This window comes from Paenibacillus sp. LPE1-1-1.1, from assembly GCF_040676435.1.
Taxonomy (GTDB): Bacteria; Bacillota; Bacilli; order Paenibacillales; family Paenibacillaceae; genus Pristimantibacillus.
Genome location: NZ_JBEGHY010000001.1, coordinates 262,088 through 278,918, shown reverse-complemented (window position 1 = coordinate 278,918; position 16,831 = coordinate 262,088). Strand labels below are relative to the sequence as shown.

Below are 16,831 nucleotides of genomic sequence, written 5' to 3'. Positions count from 1 at the left end.
GGGTTTAGTTATTATATTTTATAAGTTTAATAAGGCTGATTATTATTGTGCTTATTGTTATTATTTTGGTTATATTTATAGGTTGTAGCGAACCGGATGCATAAGAAGACTATGAATGTATAATGAACGAATTAAACTCAATTACAAATTATGGTGAAAATCATGATTCAGAGGTTCATGATGTGATAGTCATTCAACGAGCGAGTTAGTTATTTTAATATTACTGAAGCAGAAGAGAATAAGATATGTCTTGAAGAAGCAACTAAGGATTTTTAGAAAGTATAAATAAAAAATGCTGTACAACTTATGTAAGTAGACGCTCATGTTATTCATACGATTGTTCTATAGCAAAATTTACGCCATTTTAAATTACAAAATATCCTTATATATCAACGGTTTTTTGAATTGATATTATAGCCTGAAAATAGGTCTGATGAGAAAATGTTGAAAAATAAGGCTTTTGCGATAGCGTCACGATTACATATTTGTTGAAGTTATGATATTCAAAGACAGTAACATAAACTCTGTTTGCTTAACTCGTTTTTACAGTAGAGTTTTAGGTTACCCTGCTCTTTAGTTGAGAAAAGACTTACGATTATGCCGGCAGTCTGTCGACATTTTACTATCGTTACCAATAATAACACATCAATCCCGACATCTATTTTATATTATTAGGATAACGAGGAAAGCAAGTAAAAGAAAGTTCTTATTAATTTTGCCGATACTTCCTCGATACCTTATTCGGAAATTGCGTAGAATTATTGCGTAGAATTACAGTTCTATGCTATAATGAGACATATATTAAACCAGGATAGTACATAAATACCCGATTAACAAACGAAAAATATTGCGTAGAATTATTTAACGACAATTTAAGGGGTGAAAGGTGTATGTTAGAGCGATTTCTTAATGAAGGTTTACGTGGAAAATCGGAAACGACAATCAGAACATACGGTCACGCTATCCATCAGTTTGAAAAATGGTTAGAGGGTGCAGGAACAGATTTAATAAACTATGCAAGGTCAGATGTTCAGCAATATATTGATTTCTTGTCAGCTAAGAAAAAGTCAGCATCTACAATTAACAAATTGTGGAACGCAATTAAAGCTTACTCTAAATGGGTTGGGAAGAACGATACTATTGAAGATATTGCTGTTGTGAAAGTTGCAGATATAAAGAAACAAGCGCCTAAAGCAATGGATAAGCTTGAACGCAATAAGTTGATTAGAGATATTGACCGTACAGGCAATAAGAGAGATTTTGCTATTCTTATGACGTTGCTTATGACTGGAATCAGAGTATCTGAATTAACATCTCTTGATCGCTCAGACATTGATCTAAGCGAACGTAAAGGGACGCTAGTAATTAGGTCAGGCAAAGGTAATAAGGAGCGTGCACTGCCACTCAACGTGGAAGCAAGAAGGGCTATTGAAAAGTATTTGGAACAACGTCAAGATAACTATCCAGCCCTTTTCATTAGCAACAGACAAGAACGTATCAGCATCAGAAGCGTTCAGCATCTAATGGAGAAGAATGGTCACAATGCGCATCAAACACGCCACAGCTTCATAACAGGACTAGTTCGTTCAGGTGAGGACATAAGTGTGATACAGAGCCTTAGTGGTCATAGTTCAGCAGATATGATTCTTAGGTATTCAATGCCAAGTGAGGAAGATAAACAGAGAGCAGTTGAGAGCATATACAAGGACTAGCCACCTGAAAGCGTGGCTTTTTAGTTGTTTATGAGTGGGTGGGGGGTAGTTTACATCAAATGCATGTTTATGCATTACAGAGGTGCCTGGAACTGATACTAGCGAACAGGGTAGTTAGAAATGAAGCGATAGCATAGGGTGTGCTATCGTTGCTGCAGCTTACGGCAAGATCGATTCGAATGAAAAACAAAAAATGACTGGCTACATGAGCCGCAGCGAAGACCTGAAAGTCTTCGACATGAGCGATGTCATTACTCGATTCAATCACTGGAATACAAAAAAGAGCAGGAGGGATAAACCCCACTGCTCATTTCCCTATTCACACGCAACTCCATCTTTATCTCGGTCCAGTTTAGTGCTGTATCCAGGATCGCCTTCATAAAGCGGATCTTTACCGGCATCACGTACTGCAGTGCAGTTTGCGTAGTATACGTCTTCTTCTGTAGCCGAAGGATTCGGGTCCGGACTCTCCATTGGCTTCTCACTGGCTTCCGGAGTCATAGCCGGTTGAACTGGGAAGAGGTTTTTGGGTTTCTCAACGATAAACAGTATCTTCTCTCCGTCCTCATATGCCGATAGTTGATGTCCAACCCAGCTGCCAGACCCGCGGTTATCGCTCGATTCCACATAGGCAACGCTTGCCCCTTTACCACCTTCTTCGCACATGGCCATCGGCCACTCGTCACGATCGTAACCTTCACGTGTATCTATTCCCGACAGTGACTCTTTGCGGTTCTCTTCGGCTCCATCTCTGTCGATCGTACAAACGTCAGAATAACCTTGTTCGATCGCTCCGAGGATGTGCAACGCAGTCTCGGGATACTTGTCACTTGGGAATTCCAGAACGTAGTCATAGTCGTCGTGTTCTGTCTGGATATTGGCTGACGATGTCTCGGTTACTGTCGGAGTTTCGGAAGCTGATTGAGTAGCTTCAGGTGACGTAGATGGGGCTGGGGACGTCAATGAGTTCGTTGATGTTGGATGTGAGGATGCACTGTTCAGGGCGGCTTCAGATTGACCGCATCCTGTGATCAATAAAATCAGTGCTAAATATAACGTGACGATTCGTTTCATTCATTTACCCCTTCCTTTCACACAGTAATTTAATTTTACAAAATCCTGTCGACTATAGCGATAGAAACTTGTGGCCAATGAATCGAAGACTCTTGTTCAAGGTTTCTGCGGATTGTAACAGATCACATCCCAGGATAATATGATCCCGCATACGGGGCATGTGGAGTGCGTGGTAGTGCTATATCGGGGTGGTCAGTTGAAATAGCTTGATACAATAGGTTTGGTTGATTTCAGTTGAATATTGAAATGTGTATTATGTTCCCTCGGACTAATGGTTCGGGGGATTTTTTCCCCCGGGGTCTTATTTTTACGCGGAAAAGACGATTACCTCATACAGATGGTAGGTAGTTTTGCTTATAATAACATTTTAATGGGCGTAGAGCCGTGGATATAGGCTTGGGGAATACAAGTGTTGATAGTTTTAAATTGATATTATTCGCGGTTAGGAATATTATTAGAGCATATGATGGAAAGGAGTTTTTTCATGGATTATATGTCTGCGAAAGAAGCTGCTTTAAAATGGGGAATATCAAAGCGGAGAGTGCAGACTCTTTGTGCGGAAGATAGAATCAAAGGTGCTTCTAAGGTTGGAGTGTTTTGGGTAATACCTAAAGATGCAGAAAAACCTGAAGATGAAAGATTAAAAATAAATAAGAATTAGCAGAGGATTTCCTTGTAGGAGGGTTCAGATGGTGAATAAAAAGAGGGGACCCTACGAGATATAAAAAAATGTAATGATTAAAGGCGGTTTGAATTTTCGCCGTATTGATTACATACGAGTTTTGCTTTTTACAAGCTATTTAACAAAAATAAGTGTTCCAGCTTAAACAGGCCGCGGGTGATGGTAAATTCATTTTAGAACCTGGTACTCGAAATTTAAGAAACCTCTTTGTTAGTATATATGTAGTATCGAGTTAATGTAATATGATCAAGCTGAAAAAACTAAAAATTAATGGAGGATACAAAGTGATTACATCAGAAGAAATTAAACGTAGATTATGGGACTGAGCAAATGAATTACGTGGCTCAATGGATGCCAGCCGTTATAAAGATTACATGCTTGGTTTGATGTTCTATAAGTTTTTGAGCGATAAAACGTTGGAAGAATTCAAAATAAGCAGCGGTTTAGGGCAAATAACTGAATCTGAATTAGTTGAGGAGTATGTAAAGGCAAAAATAGAATACGGTGCAGAACTAGATAAAATGCTTCAAATAGCACTTGGCTATTATGTTGCTCCTGAATATCTCTACCAAGCGTGGTTAAAAGACATTAATTCAGGAAATTTCGAAGTTCAAAAAGTAACGGATAGCTTGAATAATTTCGAGCGCACAATTGCTGTATCTAGTGATTCTAATGATTTCAAAGGATTGTTTTCAAGTTCGACACTTGATTTAACGGATACGGCTTTAGGTAGCAATCTAAACGAACGTAGTAAAAACATTAAGTCTCTGATTATGCTGTTTGCAGACTTGAACATGGTAGCATTGCAAAAAGGCGATGTATTAGGTGATGCGTATGAGTATCTTATCGGTCAGTTTGCAATGGAGTCAGGGAAAAAGGCAGGGGAGTTCTACACGCCCCAACAAGTTAGTGAAGTTATGGCACAAATTGTAGCAAGAGTGTCTGATGTTAAGACTATCTATGACCCCACTGTTGGTTCTGGTTCGCTACTTTTGACGGTTAAGAAGCATTTAGGTAAAGAAGTCCAAAAGGATTTGAGCTATTACGGGCAAGAAAAGAATACAGCTACCTATAACTTGACTCGTATGAATTTATTACTTCATGGTGTCCGCCCAGAAAAAATGACGATTAAAAATGGGGACACGCTTTCGCATGATTGGCCCGAAGACCCAGAACGTCCGAATGAAGGTGTACAGTTTGATGCAGTCGTTATGAATCCACCTTATTCCGTAAAAGGATGGAACAAAGCAGGGTTAAAAGTCAGTGACCCTCGTTTTGAAATTGCCGGGGCATTGCCACCAGATTCAAAAGGGGATTTCGCATTCCTTTTACATGGATTATTTCACTTAGGTCAAAATGGTACGATGGCGATTGTCTTACCTCATGGAGTGTTATTCCGAGGTGGGGTTGAGGGAGAGATTCGTGAAAGGCTGTTAGAGAAAAACTACATTGATAGTATCATTGGCTTGCCGAGTAGCCTATTCACCAATACAGGTATTCCAGTAGCTGTGATGATATTGAAGAAGGGGCGTAATCTAGATAAGCCTGTCCTGATTATTGATGCCTCTCGCAGTTTTATTAAAGTCGGTAAACAGAATGTTCTACAAGAAAAAGACATTGCAAAAATTGTGGATACATATGTTGAGCGTAGAGAGGAAAAGGGTTATAGCCATTTAGCTAACCGTGGAGAAATTCTTGAAAATCAATATAACATGAACATTTCTCGCTATGTTGAAGCAATAGACGAAGAAATTCCCCAAGATGTGGATGCGCATTTACTTGGTGGGATTCCTCAACAGAATATTGAAGAATTGCAGGTTTTGCAGTCTACAGTGCCAGATATTTTAAATCAGTCTTTGAAGGAAATTCGTAGCGGTTATGTAGAACTCTTGAAACCAGTTGAGGAAATATCTAAGGAAATATTAAGTGACGCTCGCATTGTTGCAAAATCGAAAGAAATCGAAAGTAAAGCAAAATCATATGTTGATAAATATTGGGACATTTTACGAGTTGTAGACAGCAACAGCAATTTGAATCAGTTAATGGATGACATGCTTGTTGAAATCAAGACGATGTTGGCGGAGTTTAATTATATTGATGTTTATAACGGGTATCAGATTGTGGCGGAGATTTGGAAAAATTCATTGGTCCATGATACAGAAATTATCGCATTGAGTGATTTCTATAGGGCAGGACGAACTCGTGAGCCTAATATGGTGACTAAAGGATCAGGCGATAAAAAACGTGAGGAGCAAGATGGTTGGGTTGGTATGATCGTACCGAATGAGTTGATAGCAAAACGTTTGTACAGTGATGAGTTAAAAGGAATCGAAACAAAGCAAATGCGTATTCAAGAAATTGAAAATGAACTTTCGGACTTAGTAGAAGCTACGAAAGTTGAAGATAGCGATGAAGCCGATGCTTTAGGTGGAATCTTAAATGAAGCTGGCGAGGCTTTTGAAAATAAGTCGGTCAAGGCGGAATTAAAGAAAGCAAGCAAAGGAACGGTTGAATATAAACTTCTGAAAAATGTTGAAGAGCTATTTACAGATAAATCAGCACTTAGCAAAGCAGTAAAAGTAGATGAAAAAGCACTTAAAGAAGCTGTACAAGAACGTATCCTAACGTTGACAAACGAAGAAATTGATAGATTGATATATGACAAATGGTTCGGCAACACAGTTGAAACCATTGTCGGTTTGGCAGAGTTACCACTAAGAACAGAACTAAACATGCTACAGATGTTGCTCGATCGTTATGCCGATACATTGTCAGCGCTTGACGAGGAAAGTCGTGACTTGGAATCGGCGTTTGAAGTATTGTTGAGTGAATTGGTGGTGAGATAATGACGGAACAAACAGATTTAGTACCAAAAAGACGATTTAAGAAATTTCTAAATAGCCACGCTTGGGAACGGCGTGAGCTTTCTGACGTTGCTGATTTGATGGATGGAGATAGGGGAAAGAACTATCCGTCGGTTGATGATTTTTCCGATCAGGGTCATACATTATTCCTAAGTGCTACAAACGTTACTAAAAATGGATTCTTGTTTGAAAGCCATCAATATATCACAGAGGAAAAATCTAATGCGTTAGGAAATGGGAAACTTGAACTTAATGACATTGTGTTAACTTCTCGTGGCTCATTAGGTCATGTTGCTTGGTATAACAACGATATTAAGCAATTAGTACCATGTGCACGAATTAATTCGGGGATGTTAATTTTACGTTCAAAGGAAGATGTAGAACCAAGTTATATTGCACAATATTTGAAATCGCCACTTGGAAAAAGACAGATTGATTTGATTAGCTTTGGTTCAGCACAACCACAATTAACAAAAAAAGACGTGTCTAATTACAAAATTTCTATTCCTGAAAAAACAGAACAAGCCAAATTAGGTGAGTATTTCCGAAACCTCGACAAGCTTATCACCCTTCATCAGCGTAAGTTAGAAAAGACGAAAGCCTTAAAAGCTGCTTATCTTTCTGAAATGTTTCCCGCTGAAAGTGAAAGTGAACCAAAACGGAGATTTGCAGGGTTTACCGGGGCTTGGGAACAGCGGAAGTGGATAAACACAGTCGATGTTTCGACCAATATGGTAGACCCCAAAACTGGGAAGTATGATAATCTGCCACACATCGGGCCGGGCAACATTGAATCATTTAGCGGACGATTATACGACAATGTGAACACCGTCAAAGATGATAATTTGATTAGTGGCAAGTTTCATTTCAATAAAGGTGATGTCATTTACGGGAAGATAAATCCGCAACTCGGAAAGTACGTTTTTGCACCATTTGAAGGGCTTGCAAGTGCAGATGCTTACGTACTGAACGCAAAAAATGGACTTGACCAAACCTTCTTATTCACGCTACTTCAAACTCGCCATTTCTTCAAATATACAGTGTCGGTTTCAATGCGTTCTGGTATGCCGAAGATTAACCGTGACGAGTTGAACGAGTATGAATTTAATGCTCCAAGCGTTCAGGAACAGAAGCATATAGGCGGATTTTTCTTATCGCTGAACCACCTCATCACCCTTCATCAGCGTAAGTTGGAAAAACTACAAAATCTAAAAAAAGCATATCTAAATGAGATGTTTGTATAGAAGGGAGGAATAGCCATGAGCGATACACCAAAAAATGCGTCAGAGAAAACGTTTCAAGAGAATTTTATCAAAGAACTGCAAAGATATAAATGGGATGCACCTGACTTTCTAAATGGCAACAAGCAAAAAGTAACCGTCGCTGACCTGGTTAATCATTGGCGTAGTGAACTCAATCGTATTAATGCTGATCAGCTTGAAGGTGTGGAATTGACGGATAGCGAGTTCAGCCAAGTGATGGCTAAAGTTCATCAAATCAGCAACAGTTATGAAGCAGCGAAGATACTAGCCATTGAAGAATCAAAAGGCAAGATCGACGGCATTTACCGTGAAGACAATCCAATAATTACGAGAAAACAAATCACATTGACGATTTTCAAAAAAGCAGAAGTCCGCGGTGGAGACTCTAGTTATCGAATTGCTAGAGAAGTACAGACACCTAACAATAACCGTTTTGATATCGTGTTACTGATTAACGGCTTGCCGCTTATCAATATCGAGCAAAAACGGACAGATAAAACGCTAGATGAAGCATTTGGACAGTTTATGCGTTACTATCGTGACGGTGAATACAATAATAACTTCATGGCGTTTTCACAGATGATGGTCATTACTTCTGAAATCGCTACTCGTTATTTCGCAACACCAAAAACATATGAAGACTTTAACCCTAGTTTCGTCTTCCATTGGGCGGATAAGAAAAATAATGTTGTAAACGATTGGGAAAAAGTAATTGGACAATTTTTGATGATTCCAATGGCGCATCAGATAGTAGGCGATTACTTAGTTATTGATGAAGCACGTGAGGAAGAAAATAGACGACATATGCTTATGCGTCCCTATCAAGTCCATGCCCTGCAAGCCGTTGAAGGTGCTGCATTTGGTTGGGACAACGATGAAAAATTACCTCATGGCGGTTTCGTATGGCACACGACTGGTTCAGGAAAGACGATTACCAGCTTCAAAACAGCTTTGTTTTTATCGACTAGAGCAGGATTTGATAAAGTGATCTTTCTTGTTGATCGGCGTGAACTAGACAATCGGACGAGCGAGAACTTCAAAGCATATGCAGCTTATGAGTCGGTTTCCGTTGATGATACACAACACACCTACCAGTTAAAAAAGATACTTAAATCAGCTAAAAATGGTATTGTAGTGACAACAACATACAAACTAAATAATGTAGTGAAGGAACTAGAAGAAGCTCACGATGCTAGTTTGGCGGATAAGAAATTTGTCTTTATTATTGATGAAGCACATCGTACAACAATGGGACAGATGATGGGGAGCATAAAGCAATACTTCAAGAAAAATGGACTCTTCTACGGTTTTACGGGTACGCCTTTATTTGATGAAAACTTGATCAAAGGAATGATCAACGAAAAAAGCGAAGTCATTAATACGACAGAAAAGTTATTCGGGCCTAATTTGCATGAGTATACGATAGAACAAGCGATTGCAGATAAAAACGTACTAGGCTTTCACGTTGACTATATCAATACGGGAGAGTTTAAGAGTTACGAAAATTTGAGAGAAAAGCTTATCGAGAAAATGAAAGAAGAACACCCAGATAAACTAGAAAGAGATATTGAACGTCAAGTTCAAGCATTTTCAGAAGTTGACGTTGAAAAACAAGCGAAGAAAAACAAATTACTAATCTATCAAGATGAAACACATATTCCACGTGTAGTTGAAGAGATTCTGAATAACTGGGAATCACAATCACAAGGTAGGGAATTTAATGCGATTTTGACCGTTGCTTATAAAAATCGAGTGATGGCTTATTATGATGAATTTAAGAAGCAGCTGACGGAGCGTGGGGAAACATTAAATATCGCTATGACCTTTAGCTTTGGGAATGAAAATGATACTACGCCACTTGACCCTAAGATTGTAAAAGCTATGTTTAAGGACTACGCTGTATTTACGGGCATTGAATTTATCGCTGGTGATAAAAAATATGGTGAGGATGCTTACTTTGAAGATGTTGTGGAACGTGCAACTAGGGGCGGTAGTGGGCGTAACGCTAAGAACATAGACCTTGTGATTGTGGCAGATCAACTACTGACAGGTTATGATTCTAAGCGGCTTAATACGCTTTATGTTGACCGCTCTCTTGAACTTCAAGGTTTGATTCAAGCCTATTCACGAACAAACCGTATATTTGGCTTTACTAAAGAGTTCGGAACGATTATTAACTTCCAATATCCACGGATTACCGAAGAAATTGTTAATGAAGCTTTGAGGTTATATAGTAGTGGTGGAAAGAGCAGTAAGGCAATTGTTGATACCTATGTAACCGCGGTACAAAAGCTAGAGATCAAAGTTGCCGAATTGCTTCCTACTCTACCTAACCCTACAGACTGGCAGACAATTAAAGATGATGAAGTGGCAAAAGAAGCATTTATACTTGCTTTTGAGGATGCCGCCGAACAGTTAAATTTGGTTCAACAATATTATGAGTATAAGTGGAATGACGGTTCTTTTGGGATTGACGAGCATACGTGGTTACAATATCTCGGTGCGTATAGAAACTTAACGTCGCAACCCGGCACTCCATCGCCGCCCACAGCCGTTAATGCACTTGTCGGAAAAACAAAGTTAGCAGGGACACAAGTAATTGACGCAAACCATATACTTAGTTTAATCGGTTCAAAAGTCACTTCACCAAATGGTGTGCAAACAGTAGATAAAGAAACGCTCCGTATTATTTACGAACAAATTCAAGAGTTGAGTAATATGGGGGAACATGAGCAAGCACAGTTATTGAAGGAATTTGTAGATACTGAGCTTGTACCTGGTAACTTATCGAACAGTTTGAATTTTGATGAAGCATTCGAACTTTGGAAATTGAGTAAGCTACAGAATGCGGTGAATGACTTTGCGGTGGAGTGGGGACTAGATAGCGCTACGCTTGAAAAATCAGTACTTGCTTATTCTACTGCACAACCTAGTGTTGTTCCTTATATTCATGATCTCATTAGAAGTGTGGACTTCAATAAAGCAACTAATAAGTCAGCAGGGAATAAGTTGAAGCATAATATGACGCTAACTGCTAAACTTCCAGAATGGATTGCTGAAACAAAGCAAAAATATAATTAAAGTATGGGAACGTGGTAGACAGGCTCCTTGTCCCATTTTCTGATACGGAATTAGTTTCAAGAAGAATAGCCAATTATCTTTCGGGATGATTGGCTGTTCTTTAAAACTCTATTAATCTATCTTGATGGAGTGCAAGAAAGGACTGGGCTTCGGCCTTCGGATTGGTTCTTTTTATATGTGCGTTGAGTAGGAATGATATCTGTGAAAAAAAATATGCAAACACGACGCTGACTTCCAGCGATCTATCACCTTCCAACGGTATATAGAAGTTTGGCTCGATGGCGAGTTGGATTCGGTTGGCAAGGTGGAGTCATTTACTGATGAGGCTATAAAAATTGATGGCAGTTATTTTGTCAGGGGAGTTTGTGATGGTGTGAAGGATTTGTTGAATGGGTTGGAGTTGTAGGCTCGCATTAGGAGGTATCATTATGAAAATAAAATCATGCAAACTAGACACCGACTTCCAACGCTCAATATCATTCCAGAGAGAAATAGAAGTTTGGCTTAATGGAGAGCTTGATACAGTAGGTAAGGTAAAGTCGTTCACCGATGAAACGGTTAAAATAGATGGTGAATACTTTATGCGAGAGAATTGTACATTTTGGATAGTGTAACGGAATTAGAAGTGCGGGAGTTAACTTCAATGCTATCTTAGTATCTGAGTTGTTATGATAGTATGTGGCTTTATTGCTGGAATGATCACTAAATTGTTGCCACGAGTATTCCAATAGCCAATTATTACGATAGGCGTTTTTGTTGGGATCTGGGGATTTTTAAAATTGTATCCGATGTAAAAAAGAGCCGCTTAACGTAACAAACTTGAAGGAGAATGATTGATTCCGTCGAATTGCTCTATAAACAAGGAGGGTGATTCAATGCGGATTGATGATTATGTAGGACTTGTAGTTATTGTTGAGTTGGACACATCCGAAACTTACGAAGGATTTCTTGAACTGGTAGAAGATGCTGAAGGTGCCGGATATGTTAAGGTAGTTAATGCTGAAAGCATTAAATGGATACCTAGAGATGAAGTATATAAGATCACGCCCATTCCGTCTAAGAATCTTATAATCAAGTAACGATAGTCACTCGAAGGAGTGGCTTTTTTATTGCCTTAAGGAGCTTATCGGGTAAGAAAATACCTTGGTGGAAGATAGAATTAGAAAGCATTAAGGATATAGAGATTTCTTCATAAACAGATTAATATAGTTTGACAATCCTGAGACATATTGCCTATCACATCGTATAATTGTTGGAAGAGGAGGAAGTTATAATGAAACGTATATTTGCATTCGCTCTAATGACTATTCGGGTCTTATCAACAGCACCATAACAGACACAATAGAAACGAAACAACGAGAAAAGCAAATAAAGAAGCTTATAGATGATGTTTGGGAAGATGAATAATAATATCTGATTTTATACGATAGTGGTGATTGTAGTGAAATGGGATGTAAGGGAATGAAAAGTGTTTAAAGATGCTTTAGGAACAGAATTGAGAGTACTTTCTGTTGAGACTAAAGGTAGTTTAAGCTATCTAGCACAGTAGGATGATTTAATTCGATATACGGTTTGTTTAAACGATGATTATTAATCTAGTAAGGAGAGATTTTGTGATTGGTGATCTAGAGTTTATGCCATATACATTAACAAGACTGAGAGGAACAGTTTCACTCACAAAAGCTTCAAAAATTAGTGGTGTAGATGTTAGACATTTAAAAGACTTGGAGAGTGGTATAAATCGGAAAACACAGGAGCCAATTTTTCCAAGTGAAAAAACATTAGAAAAGCTGGCAAAAGCTTATAATACAACAATTAAGGCTATTTACACTGATTGCAAAAGTGAGCAAGAGCGAGTCAAAAATCCAACTAGGTATGATCGGAAGATGATTTGGCTGTATGATCTTCCAGAAAATGAAAAGGTTAAACTTTGTCCTTTTTGTGAGAAGATAATAGATCCAGAAGAGGTGGTTGTTGATTCGAAATTAATGAAACTTCAGGAAAAAAAGCCTTTAGTGCGTAAGCAAATTCTTTCTAAAGGAATGATTACACAAGGATCAGATGTCTTGTTCGCAAACTCCTACCTCTTCAAAGTTGAAGACAGCGAAGTTAGACTCGGACGCAGATCTTGTGGTAAGTGCAATACTGTAGAGAAACACTCAAAAAGAATGGCGACTTTTCTTTCAATACCAGAAAAGCTGCATCCTAGTAAAATTAGAAGAGCTGAAAAAATCAAAGAGACAAGAAGCGGAAATACGAATCGAATACATATATACCATATGGAAAATGGTATATGTCATATTTGCAATGAATTCGTTGACATAAAAGAATTTCATCTAGAACACGTTATTCCATTATCAGGTGAGGGCATTCATTCTGAAGAAAACCTCAAGATTGCACACCCAAGTTGTAATTATCGAAAATGGGCACACAACAATTAAAAACAAAAACGCCGCTGGAGTAATGAGTATTTTGAGCAATTGAACGAATCAGCATAAGCACTTAAAATACTAGTTTCAAAATATTTTTTCCTCAAGGAGAGTTTGAATAAATGACCGCATTTAATTTCGTTTATGATGAGAATCAAGTTATTATCTGTATGGATACTTTATCATTAAATGGGCAAAGAGAACCCTTTAAATTTGTTAGCAAGATTTTTCCTATACCGCATTTGAGAAGTGTTATTTGTGGAACAGGGAATCTCGACTTAATATTGGAGTGGGTAAATAAAGTGCAACGGAATATTGTTGCAGCAGATATATCGTTCTTAAACACTATAACCACAGATAGTCTTTATGATTTAAACAGTAAGTATCCCAAGGGAGCTACTTCTACCATATATCAGTTCGGTTACTCTGAACTAGAGGGGAAATTATTGGGAGCTGTATTTAGAAGTGATACTGGCTTTGAGAAAGAGGATTATCCGTATTGTTCAGCAGTAAAACCTAAGGTAGATTTTGACATATATGAAGAAATTCAAAATAGTAGTTTAGATGAAGCGTTTATAAAACTAGTGTCAAAACAGAAAACTGAAGACGACCTTAGTCCTGAGCCTGTTGGTATTGGTGGGGAAATTCATAGGTTTCTAATGAACAAAAACACTTATCACTTAGATATTATCCATCGTTTTTCTGATTACGAAGAATGTTACGATAAAATGCTTGAGAATCTAAAAGAAAATGAATGAGTTGTTTTATTTGGAACGTATCGAAAGGGGCTGTTAGAATGTATCAGGCATACAGGGAACCGATTACCAAGATGGCAAATAATCGTGCGCCAATAAAATTGGGTGAAGATGGTAATGATTTGTGGTTCCAATCTGTCAGTGGTATGGAGCGTTACTACTATTTTTGTGTAGTAGATCCTTCGTTAGATAAAAAACTAACGATTTTCTTATACAATCCTAGTTCACTTATTGGAAAGGATAAAACAATTAATTATATAAAAGAACTATGTAAGCATCATGGATACGGTAGTTTTGAGATTGTAAACTTGATACCTCAAACAGGGGGAAATCCTGACTTGGTCAATGAATGTTTTGATGAATTAAATCTTCAAATTGTGTCCAATGTGTTGGAACATGGATCATCCCATGTTTGGGTTGGTTGGGGGGGACTTATAAAAGGAAGAACGAAGGTATTATTCCCAACCGAATTAAAGTATCTTTTAAAAAAGCATTCGGCAAGATTAATTCGTGTTCAATATTCACCAAAAAATCGTAGGGGAAAATATCCACTTCACCCTTCGTACCTCTGTACTCGGAAGAGAAAAGTTCCTGTAGAAAACACGTATTTTACTCACTTTGAGGCGAAACATATTGATTCTTACTAAGATCAAAAAGACAGGACAGCACATATAGCATCGTGGTTTTTTGGAGCCAATAAAAGGTCAATTTTAAAAGGGGGTGACAATATCAGAATCATTTCATGGAACTGTCAAATGGCATATCATAAGAAATCAGACTATCTCATGGACTACGATGCTGATATTAAAGTCATCCAAGAATGTTCAAAAGATTCGCTAATGGAATCTCACATCTGGTTCGGAGATAGTCCATTGAAGGGAATTGGAATAGGATTTAAACATGGCATTAACTTTAATTTGGCATCCTGCTACACGCAATCCTACAAATGGATTATCCCTATAGAAGTCCAAACCAACGAGTACGATTTTATACTTATAGCAGTTTGGCTTAAACGAGATAAAAAATATGCTTATGTTGGGCCGTTCATACAGGCTATGAAGTATTATTTACCCATCCTCAGTGGTAAGAAGTTGGTGATTATAGGCGATTTCAATAGTAACAGCATATGGGATCAAAAGTATATAAATAAAGGAAATCATTCAGAAATGATAAACTTATTAAATCAAAATGAAATTTCGAGCTTGTATCATACGTACTTCAACGAGAAATACGGAAAAGAGACAAAGTTTACGTATTACCATAAGCGTAATCCTAGTTCGGGATTTCATCTTGATTATTGTTTTATATCGAATGATTTGCTTAATCGAATTGGAAACTTTGACGTAGGCAAGCGTTCCGACTGGATTGATAAAAGTGATCATGTGCCGTTGATAATTACATTGAATTAATTAGAGAAATAAATGATCCATTTTAAGGAGAGTGAGAGAACAATGCAATACATATCTGAATGCTTCCCAATGAGAGGCGACTTGATTGCTTTAGAAGACCTAAGACAATACACATTAGTCATGAGAGATGGTCATGGGCTTAGATGCATCGATCCTGAAGATGATATTACTCAAATAGAAACTTATTTTGTAAATCATGTGTTTCCTATAGGTTGGGATGAATTAATTATCCAAAGAGGATTGCATGTTACGGTGGCAAAAACAAGTTTGATGTTTGGTTTAATCGGATAAAAAGACTCATTTATTAAAAAAGGAGAACTACATATGTATAATTTATATGCGAGTAAAGATGAAGGAAAGCTCGAAGTTAAGCTTTTGAGAAAAGTTTTCTATAACTTGAAGGATACTATAACTGATGAAGTTACTCAGTACAATGGGGTCTATTATTTTTGTTCAAAAAGAAAACCACTAGTAGTATATGCTGAACAACTCAAACAAGAATGGCTTCGAGAAGTGGAAGATGAATTAAATCGCATTAAAAGTATTGTGATAAAATAACGGTTTCATATTAATATAAATCATTTGAAAAGTGTAATCTTGGGAGTGAAATTAATGTCTATTGATGAAATTTACAATAAGCACATAGCTGAAGAAAAATTAAAGAACGGCTCAAAGTATGAAAGATTGGCTGCTGTTGTATTTAAAAGTCTTGATGAAAGTGATACGGTTATCCATGATTTACGACTCAGAGGTGATGGTAAAAAAGCTCAACATCAAATTGATGTAACCATAGAGAAAAATCATAATAAAAAGAGAATTCTAATTGAGTGTAAGGAGTACGATAGTTTAATCGGTATAGGAATTATTCGTGACTTTTTTGGAGCAGTTAATCAGATTAAACCTGATGAAGCAATAGTAATAACTAAAAAGGGCTATACTTCTGGTGCAAGGAAATTTGCAGATGATGAAAACATTAAACTGGCAATTCTCAAGGAAGCTGAGGAAAGTGATTGGGATGGACTTATACGCACTATTGTAGTTAATGGAACTTTGATAATACCTTATGATTTGGCAGTAGCACTACATATTGATCTTGAAAATGCTTCTAATTCATTAAAACAACAATATTTACAATATGGTAATGAAACATTGAATAATTCAATAGAGAGAGATCATTTTTATAATTCTACAGGAGAACAGGTGGCAAACTTTAGTGAGACCATAAATACGTTCTCTGTTTCGATAAAAAACAATGTTATAGATGGAGAAACCATAAAAGGAAACCATACATTCAGTGAACCGATGTATGTTAAAGTACTTGATGAATTGGCACTGGTAACAGGTTTTGATTATTCATACGTTATACGAGTAGAATCTTTTGAAACAGTCATTGATGACGGTCAAAAAGTAGCAGCTTTACTATACAGACTTATTGATAATGATAATGAAAAGCATATGATATTTGCAGAAAATATAGACAAGTGGACATTTGATGATAACGGAGAAGTTATGAGTAAAAATGACTCTAGAGAACGAATATAAAGTATTATTGAATCGATGATT

15 protein-coding genes and 2 pseudogenes are annotated in these 16,831 nt (G+C 37.4%); 15 read left to right on the top strand and 2 right to left on the bottom strand.

Features of this window, described 5'->3' with window-relative positions; all coding sequences use genetic code 11:
- Positions 1-890: 890 nt before the first annotated feature.
- Both MRBLPE1_RS01365 and MRBLPE1_RS01360 read left to right on the top strand, forming a co-directional pair.
- Positions 891-1,712 carry a tyrosine-type recombinase/integrase gene (locus tag MRBLPE1_RS01365; protein ID WP_364140573.1) on the top strand — a complete coding sequence of 274 codons (822 nt, stop codon included), beginning with the start codon at positions 891-893 and terminating at the stop codon, positions 1,710-1,712.
- Positions 1,713-1,845: 133 nt separating this feature from the next.
- On the top strand, positions 1,846-2,094 hold the full coding sequence (locus tag MRBLPE1_RS01360) for a TerB family tellurite resistance protein (RefSeq protein ID WP_364144415.1): 249 nt from the start codon (positions 1,846-1,848) through the stop codon (positions 2,092-2,094).
- On the opposite strand, the gene MRBLPE1_RS01355 is transcribed toward MRBLPE1_RS01360, so the two are convergent.
- Positions 2,028-2,186 (bottom strand): excalibur calcium-binding domain-containing protein, encoded by a 159-nt coding sequence (locus tag MRBLPE1_RS01355; RefSeq protein WP_364144413.1) that lies wholly within the window; start codon positions 2,184-2,186, stop codon positions 2,028-2,030. The genes MRBLPE1_RS01360 and MRBLPE1_RS01355 overlap by 67 nt on opposite strands.
- Positions 2,187-2,246: 60 nt before the next feature.
- Positions 2,247-2,675: pseudogene (locus MRBLPE1_RS01350) on the bottom strand (NucA/NucB deoxyribonuclease domain-containing protein); the annotation flags it as partial.
- Between the two features lie 595 nt (positions 2,676-3,270).
- On the opposite strand from MRBLPE1_RS01350, the gene MRBLPE1_RS01345 reads away from it, so the two are divergent.
- The 13 genes and pseudogenes from MRBLPE1_RS01345 to MRBLPE1_RS01285 all read left to right on the top strand — a co-directional run bounded on the left by MRBLPE1_RS01345 (position 3,271) and on the right by MRBLPE1_RS01285 (position 16,810).
- Entirely contained in the window at positions 3,271-3,447 is a 177-nt protein-coding gene (locus MRBLPE1_RS01345; protein ID WP_364140570.1) for a helix-turn-helix domain-containing protein, read from the top strand.
- Positions 3,448-3,752: 305 nt separating this feature from the next.
- Positions 3,753-6,314, top strand: a pseudogene (locus MRBLPE1_RS01340) (type I restriction-modification system subunit M).
- On the top strand, positions 6,314-7,576 hold the full coding sequence (locus tag MRBLPE1_RS01335; protein ID WP_364140567.1) for a restriction endonuclease subunit S: 1,263 nt from the start codon (positions 6,314-6,316) through the stop codon (positions 7,574-7,576). The pseudogene MRBLPE1_RS01340 and the gene MRBLPE1_RS01335 overlap by 1 nt, the downstream one beginning before the upstream one ends.
- A gap of 15 nt (positions 7,577-7,591) precedes the next feature.
- Entirely contained in the window at positions 7,592-10,675 is a 3,084-nt protein-coding gene (locus MRBLPE1_RS01330; protein WP_364140565.1) for a type I restriction endonuclease subunit R, read from the top strand.
- Positions 10,676-11,103: 428 nt separating this feature from the next.
- Positions 11,104-11,289, top strand: a complete 186-nt coding sequence (locus MRBLPE1_RS01325; protein WP_364140562.1) for a hypothetical protein — start codon at positions 11,104-11,106, stop codon at positions 11,287-11,289.
- Between the two features lie 261 nt (positions 11,290-11,550).
- Positions 11,551-11,754 (top strand): hypothetical protein, encoded by a 204-nt coding sequence (locus tag MRBLPE1_RS01320; RefSeq protein ID WP_364140560.1) that lies wholly within the window; start codon positions 11,551-11,553, stop codon positions 11,752-11,754.
- A gap of 534 nt (positions 11,755-12,288) precedes the next feature.
- Positions 12,289-13,116 (top strand): HNH endonuclease, encoded by an 828-nt coding sequence (locus MRBLPE1_RS01315; RefSeq protein WP_364140558.1) that lies wholly within the window; start codon positions 12,289-12,291, stop codon positions 13,114-13,116.
- Positions 13,117-13,226: 110 nt separating this feature from the next.
- Entirely contained in the window at positions 13,227-13,862 is a 636-nt protein-coding gene (locus MRBLPE1_RS01310) for a hypothetical protein (RefSeq protein ID WP_364140556.1), read from the top strand.
- Positions 13,863-13,900: 38 nt separating this feature from the next.
- The gene (locus tag MRBLPE1_RS01305; RefSeq protein WP_364140553.1) at positions 13,901-14,506 is read left to right on the top strand and encodes a DUF1643 domain-containing protein; all 606 of its coding nucleotides are present in this window, start codon (positions 13,901-13,903) and stop codon (positions 14,504-14,506) included.
- A gap of 108 nt (positions 14,507-14,614) precedes the next feature.
- A complete protein-coding gene (locus tag MRBLPE1_RS01300; RefSeq protein ID WP_364140550.1) occupies positions 14,615-15,268 on the top strand; it encodes a hypothetical protein in 654 nt (217 codons plus the stop codon).
- Between the two features lie 42 nt (positions 15,269-15,310).
- On the top strand, positions 15,311-15,559 hold the full coding sequence (locus MRBLPE1_RS01295; protein ID WP_364140547.1) for a hypothetical protein: 249 nt from the start codon (positions 15,311-15,313) through the stop codon (positions 15,557-15,559).
- 33 nt (positions 15,560-15,592) lie between these two features.
- A complete protein-coding gene (locus tag MRBLPE1_RS01290) occupies positions 15,593-15,826 on the top strand; it encodes a hypothetical protein (protein WP_364140544.1) in 234 nt (77 codons plus the stop codon).
- Positions 15,827-15,880: 54 nt separating this feature from the next.
- Positions 15,881-16,810, top strand: coding sequence for a restriction endonuclease (locus tag MRBLPE1_RS01285; RefSeq protein WP_364140541.1), 930 nt, complete (start codon positions 15,881-15,883; stop codon positions 16,808-16,810).
- Positions 16,811-16,831: the final 21 nt, after the last annotated feature.